Annotated in this window: 3 protein-coding genes and 1 pseudogene; all 4 read left to right on the top strand. The window is 61.2% G+C overall.

Going from position 1 to position 3,882, the window contains the following annotated elements; all coding sequences use genetic code 11:
• Positions 1–222 precede the first annotated feature (222 nt).
• On the top strand, positions 223–2,082 hold the full coding sequence (locus WCB02_RS08815) for a phage tail sheath C-terminal domain-containing protein (RefSeq protein WP_423957568.1): 1,860 nt from the start codon (positions 223–225) through the stop codon (positions 2,080–2,082).
• Between the two features lie 11 nt (positions 2,083–2,093).
• The gene (locus WCB02_RS08810) at positions 2,094–2,621 is read left to right on the top strand and encodes a phage tail protein (protein WP_423957566.1); all 528 of its coding nucleotides are present in this window, start codon (positions 2,094–2,096) and stop codon (positions 2,619–2,621) included.
• Complete coding sequence (locus WCB02_RS08805) at positions 2,621–3,322, top strand: hypothetical protein (RefSeq protein ID WP_423957565.1); 702 nt, start codon at positions 2,621–2,623, stop codon at positions 3,320–3,322. Before WCB02_RS08810 ends, WCB02_RS08805 begins: the two co-directional genes overlap by 1 nt.
• Positions 3,319–3,882 (top strand): annotated as a pseudogene (locus WCB02_RS08800) (hypothetical protein); the annotation flags it as partial. The gene WCB02_RS08805 and the pseudogene WCB02_RS08800, both read left to right, overlap by 4 nt.

Genomic DNA, 3,882 nt, shown 5'->3' with positions numbered 1-3,882 from the left:
CTCTTACGGTCTGAGAAATCGCAGGATCCAACTTCTCGCGCGCGATGCGGACTGGTCGCATCCGAACAACTTTCGATATCGCTCTTGCGATCTGCTCGAACGTATTTGCTTGGAAAAGCGAAGGGTTTCAGTTCGCCTACCAGACCCAATCTTCCGCTCCTTACCAATCTTCAGCGTCATACCGACGTGCGGGTCATTCGATATTTCGAGGAGGATGCAGCCATGTCTGCCCTGACCTATCCCGGCGTCTACATCGAAGAACTTCCCAGCGGCGTCCACACAATCACCGGCGTTGCCACATCGATTGCGGCCTTCATCGGCTCGGCGCCACAAGGGACAACAACTGAAGCCGTGTTGGTGCAAAGCTGGTCAGACTACCAAAGCCAGTTCGGGGGCTTGTCCGCCGGCAATTACCTAGGCTATGCGGTCAACCAATTCTTTTCCAACGGAGGTCAGCAGGCCTACATCATCCGGCTGGTCGGAAAAGCCTGCACCGCCGCGTCGTCGAGCGCAAACCCGATCGGCGGCAGTCTCCTCCTCTACGCCGCGAGTCCCGGCGCCTGGGGAAACAACTTGCAGATCGCGGTGACGACGCAGCCGGGAAATTCGGCTCGATTCAGCCTTCAGGTGATCGACGGCGCCAGCGGCAAGGTATTGGAAAGCTATGCCAACCTCTCGGTTGCGGCGAACGATGCGCAATATGTGGTAACCGTTATCAACAGTGACTCCCAGAATGTGACATTCGTCAACCCGACACAGCAAACTTCGGCAGCGCCCTCCGCGCCGCCAAACAGCAACACCGTTCCCGGCCCTGTGCTGCTAAGTCCGCTGGCGACCCAAGCAACGGGTGGCACGCTCGCCGCAGGTCAGTATTTCTACCAAGTCTCGGCGCTATATGGAAATCTCGAGAGCGTTCCCTCGAACGAGCTATCCGTGACGACAACAGGAACGACGAGTTCCAACACGATTTCATGGAGCGCGGCACCCAATTATCAAAACCAGGCACCGACCGGATACAGGATTTACCGAGGCACGGCGGCCGGGAAGGAGAGCGGCTATTACAGTCCAGGCAACGTGAAGACGTTTGCCGATACGGGCGCTGCAGCACTGACAGCCGGCGTTCCGGTCGCGATGCAATTATCGGGCGGTCAGGACGGGACGATCCTGCAGCCCAACGACGGCAATTTCGAGCCCGCTGCGCTCACAGGCGTGCTCTTGCTCGATCGTGTGCCGATTTTCAACCTACTGTGCGTGCCAGGCGAGTCGGACGCCGCCACGATCCAGTCCCTTCAAGCATATTGTAACGGCAAGCGAGCGTTCTACATCGTGGATTCGCCGCAGAATGTCCAAACCAGCTACCTGATGACCAACGGCCCGTCGGCGATCACCTCGAATGCGCTCAATCCCAACAGCAATCTAGCGGGCCAATACTCGATCAATTCCGCCTATTATTTTCCCTGGGTGTCGGCGCCCGATCCGCTGTTCGGTAATCGGCCCGCGCTTTTTCCTCCTTGCGGTTTCGTGGCGGGCATTTACGCGGCAACCGACGCCAATTTCGGTGTGTGGAAGGCGCCAGCAGGGATCGATGCTAGTCTGACCGGCATCTCGGGTCTGCAATACACGCTGACAGACCTGGAAAACGGCGCCCTCAACATTCAGGCCGTGAATTGCCTGCGCCAATTCAGGGTCTATGGCGACGTGGTCTGGGGCGCCCGCACACTGCAAGGCAACGACCAGATCGGTTCGCAGTGGAAATACGTCCCGATCCGACGCCTCGCGCTGTTCATCGAGTCCAGCCTCTACGACGGGACCCAGTGGGTCGTGTTCGAGCCCAATGACGAGCGACTATGGGGCCAGATCCGATTGAACGTTGGCGTCTTCATGCAGGGCCTTTTCCTGCAGGGCGCCTTCCAGGGCACGACGCCGAGCCAAGCCTATTTCGTCAAGTGTGACGACGAGAACAATCCGCAGTCCAGCATCGACCAAGGGATCGTCAACGTCCTGGTCGGGTTCGCACCGCTTTATCCTGCCGAATTCGTCGTCATCGAAATCCAGCAGATGGCTGGTCAACTGCAAAGCTGAGAGGACGCACCATGCCTTCCTTTCCCGTCAATCCAAAGCGACTAGATCCCTACAAAAACTTCAAATTCCGCGTGAAATGGGACGGCAAATACGTCGCCGGCGTCAGCAAGGTCGGCAGCCTCAAGCGCTCCACCGAGGTCGTCGAGCACCGCGAAGGCGGGGATCCATCGACATCGCACAAATCACCGGGCCGCACCAAATACGAGGCGATCACATTCGAGCGCGGGCTAACCCAGGATCTGAATTTCCATGATTGGGCCGGGCTCGTCTGGAATTACGGCGCCGGGCTGGGTTCGGAAGTGTCGCTCGCCAATTTCCGCAAGGACATCTACCTCGAAGTCTACAACGAAGCTGGACAGCTGGTAATCGCCTACAGGATCTATCGCTGCTGGGTTTCCGAATACCAGGCGCTGCCCGACCTCGACGCCAATGCCAACGCGATAGCGATCGAACACATCAAGCTCGAGAACGAAGGCTGGGAGCGCGACACGAGCGTGACCGAGCCGGCCGAACCGACCCTGACCAGTGTGGCAACCTGATGCTGTCCGGCTCCGACCTGCTGCAGCTGTGGGAAGACGGCGCGCGCCGGCATCCGGTCGATCGGACGCTTCTGCTGCTGGGTGCGGCGCATCCCGATGCGCCCTACGAGACACTCGCGGACTGGCCGTTGGGAAACCGCAACCGGGCCATCGGAGAATTGCGCGCGACCTGCTTCGGGGATGGCATCCACGGATGGATATCGTGCCCGCGCTGCAGCGACCGCCTCGAATTCGAGACGGACTGGCGCTCGCTCGTCGTCGACGCCGGAGATCCCCAACCCGACCAGCAAATTGTCGTTGGCGAGCAGACATTTCGGCTTCCGACCAGCCGGGATCTCGCGCGTATCGCGACGGAATCCGATCCGCATGTCGCATCGATCCGGCTGGTTGAGAACTGCCGGTTGAGCCCGCATGTCTCGGCGATCCGCTTCGACCAGGAGCTCGATGAGATCGGCGACTGGATGACGCGAGCCGATCCGCTGGCCGAGACACGACTCACGCTCGCGTGCCCGAGCTGCGCCCATGCGTGGGAGGAGAGCTTCGATATTGCAGCCTTCCTGTGGGAGGAAATCGAGGCACGCGCCAAGCGCATTCTGTTCGAGATCCATCGGCTTGCCTCGACCTATGGCTGGACCGAGGCGCAAATCCTAGCGCTGAGCGAGCGCAGACGCGCACTTTATCTGGAGATGGTCCACGCATGACCGGCTATCTGCAGCGGCTCGCCGCCGGCGCGGCGACAGTCGACCGGCCGATCCATCCGGTCTTGCCGCCGATTTTTTCGGTCGCTGGCGTCGACGCCGGCAGCGATCATCGCGGTCTCGAAGAATTTTCCGTTTCGCGTGCCTCAGATGTGCCGCCGCAATCGACCGCAAGGCCGGCCGAGCCGCAACGACCATCGATCGCTGCTGGTGCAGCGCCGCCCGTTGCAACCACGACCGTTGCGCCCGAACCGGGCGCGCCGTCGAGCCTTCCGCCACCCGCGCATGCTCACGCTGTCACAGCGGCGCCGTTCGTCCGCGATGTTTCGCTTCCACCTGTCGATCATCTGCGTCGCGACAATCCCGTCAGATTCGAGCAGAACGGCGAGCGGGCCGAGAAAGCCGACGGCGTAGAGAGGGATGCTATCACCGTCCATGCCCCACCGCGGCCACCACTGGACCTCGCGGCAACGCGCGGCAACGCGCGCGAGGCTCGCGCTGACAGCGCGCAAGGCGGGGCAGTTCCGCCTCCCAGGCCCGCGCGCACCTTCGCACCGCTACTG

The sequence above is a fragment of the Bradyrhizobium sp. genome (genome assembly GCF_049581145.1).
Classification (GTDB): Bacteria; Pseudomonadota; Alphaproteobacteria; order Rhizobiales; family Xanthobacteraceae; genus Bradyrhizobium.
Note: the sequence above shows the minus strand (reverse complement) of the source record. Positions and strands in the feature narration are given on the sequence as shown.